The sequence below is a fragment of the Arsukibacterium indicum genome, from assembly GCF_019100565.1.
GTDB classification, from domain to species: Bacteria; Pseudomonadota; Gammaproteobacteria; order Enterobacterales; family Alteromonadaceae; genus Alishewanella; species Alishewanella indicum.
Genome location: NZ_JAHRID010000004.1, coordinates 342783 through 345782 on the forward strand (window position 1 = coordinate 342783; position 3000 = coordinate 345782).

Genomic DNA, 3000 nt, shown 5'->3' on the forward strand with positions numbered 1-3000 from the left:
AAGACATTTTGGGGTTGTATGGTTAAGTGACTAAGCGTACACGGTGGATGCCTTGGCAGTCAGAGGCGATGAAGGACGTACTAACCTGCGAAAAGCTGTGGGAAGCCGGTAAGAGGCGTTAGACCCGCAGATATCCGAATGGGGAAACCCAGTGCATTTATGCACTATCCCAGCATGAATACATAGTGTTGGGAGGCAAACCGGGAGAACTGAAACATCTAAGTACCCCGAGGAAAAGAAATCAACCGAGATTCCGTTAGTAGCGGCGAGCGAACGCGGATTAGCCCTTAAGCTAAATTGGTGTTAGTGGAATACTCTGGAAAGGGTAGCGATACAGGGTGATAGCCCCGTACACGACAATGCCTTTATAGTGAAAACGAGTAGGACGGGACACGTGGTATCCTGTTTGAACATGGGGGGACCATCCTCCAAGGCTAAATACTCCTGACTGACCGATAGTGAACCAGTACCGTGAGGGAAAGGCGAAAAGAACCCTTGTAAAGGGAGTGAAATAGAACCTGAAACCGTGTACGTACAAGCAGTGGGAGCCCCTTCGTGGGGTGACTGCGTACCTTTTGTATAATGGGTCAGCGACTTACATTCTGTAGCGAGGTTAACCGAATAGGGGAGCCGTAGGGAAACCGAGTCTTAACTGGGCGAATAGTTGCAGGGTGTAGACCCGAAACCGGGCGATCTATCCATGAGCAGGTTGAAGGTTGGGTAACACTAACTGGAGGACCGAACCCACTACTGTTGAAAAAGTAGGGGATGACTTGTGGATCGGAGTGAAAGGCTAATCAAGCTCGGAGATATCTGGTTCTCCTCGAAAGCTATTTAGGTAGCGCCTCGAGCGAATACCATTGGGGGTAGAGCACTGTTTGGGCTAGGGGGTCATCCCGACTTACCAACCCCATGCAAACTCCGAATACCAATGAGTACTACTCGGGAGACACACGGCGGGTGCTAACGTCCGTCGTGAAAAGGGAAACAACCCAGACCGCCAGCTAAGGTCCCAAAGTAATGATTAAGTGGAAAACGATGTGGGAAGGCATAGACAGCTAGGAGGTTGGCTTAGAAGCAGCCACCCTTTAAAGAAAGCGTAATAGCTCACTAGTCGAGTCGGCCTGCGCGGAAGATGTAACGGGGCTAAATCATTCACCGAAGCTGCGGACTTGTGCTTGCACAAGTGGTAGAGGAGCGTTCTGTAAGCCTGTGAAGGTTATCCGGGAGGATGGCTGGAGGTATCAGAAGTGCGAATGCTGACATGAGTAACGATAAGGGGAGTGAAAAACTTCCCCGCCGAAAGACCAAGGGTTCCTATCCCATGCTAATCAGGGTAGGGTGAGTCGGCCCCTAAGGCGAGGCTGAAAGGCGTAGTCGATGGGAAACAGGTTAATATTCCTGTACCGGCCAATACTGCGATGGGGGGACGGAGAAAGCTAGGCAGGCGCGGCGTTGGTAGTCCGCGTGAAAGTATGTAGGTTGAGCGTTTAGGAAAATCCGGATGCTTAAGACTGAGATACGAGACGAGACTCTACGGAGTCGAAGCTGTTAACGCTATGCTTCCAGGAAAAGCCTCTAAGCTTCAGGTATTGGTGACCGTACCCTAAACCGACACAGGTGGTCAGGTAGAGCATACCAAGGCGCTTGAGAGAACTCGGCTGAAGGAACTAGGCAAAATAGTACCGTAACTTCGGGAGAAGGTACGCTCTTTGTTGTGAAGGACTTGCTCCGTAAGCAATAGAGAGTCGCAGTGACCAGCTGGCTGCAACTGTTTATTAAAAACACAGCACTGTGCAAACTCGTAAGAGGACGTATACGGTGTGACACCTGCCCGGTGCCGGAAGGTTAATTGATGGGGTTAGCGCAAGCGAAGCTCTTGATCGAAGCCCCGGTAAACGGCGGCCGTAACTATAACGGTCCTAAGGTAGCGAAATTCCTTGTCGGGTAAGTTCCGACCTGCACGAATGGTGTAATGATGGCCAGGCTGTCTCCAGCCGAGACTCAGTGAAATTGAAATTGCGGTGAAGATGCCGTATACCCGCGGCTAGACGGAAAGACCCCGTGAACCTTTACTATAGCTTGGCACTGAACATTGACCCTACATGTGTAGGATAGGTGGGAGGCTTTGAAGCTGGAACGCTAGTTCTGGTGGAGCCGTCCTTGAAATACCACCCTTGTATGTTTGATGTTCTAACGTAGGCCCGTGAATCCGGGTTGCGGACAGTGTCTGGTGGGTAGTTTGACTGGGGCGGTCTCCTCCTAAAGAGTAACGGAGGAGCACGAAGGTTGGCTAAGTACGGTCGGACATCGTACGGTTAGTGTAATGGTAGAAGCCAGCTTAACTGCGAGACAGACACGTCGAGCAGGTACGAAAGTAGGTCATAGTGATCCGGTGGTTCTGTATGGAAGGGCCATCGCTCAACGGATAAAAGGTACTCCGGGGATAACAGGCTGATACCGCCCAAGAGTTCATATCGACGGCGGTGTTTGGCACCTCGATGTCGGCTCATCACATCCTGGGGCTGAAGTCGGTCCCAAGGGTATGGCTGTTCGCCATTTAAAGTGGTACGCGAGCTGGGTTTAGAACGTCGTGAGACAGTTCGGTCCCTATCTGCCGTGGGCGTTGGATGATTGAGTGGAGTTGCTCCTAGTACGAGAGGACCGGAGTGAACGAACCGCTGGTGTTCGGGTTGTCATGCCAATGGCACTGCCCGGTAGCTATGTTCGGAACGGATAACCGCTGAAAGCATCTAAGCGGGAAGCCGGCCACAAGATGAGTCATCCCTTAGACTTCGAGTCTACTAAAGGGTCGTTGGAGACCACAACGTTGATAGGTGAGGTGTGGAAGCGTGGTGACACGTTAAGCTAACTCATACTAATTGCCCGAGAGGCTTAACCATACAACGCCCAAGATGTTTTGCGCGAGAAGCGTGTAGAAAGAATACGGTTGTGAGTAACCCAATATCAGCTTGCTAAGTTAAAGACAGACAACAAGTT

1 rRNA gene is annotated in these 3000 nt (G+C 51.2%); it reads left to right on the forward strand.

The window, feature by feature from the left end:
* Positions 1-20 precede the first annotated feature (20 nt).
* Positions 21-2903 (forward strand): 23S ribosomal RNA (locus KQY15_RS11260).
* Positions 2904-3000 lie beyond the last annotated feature (97 nt).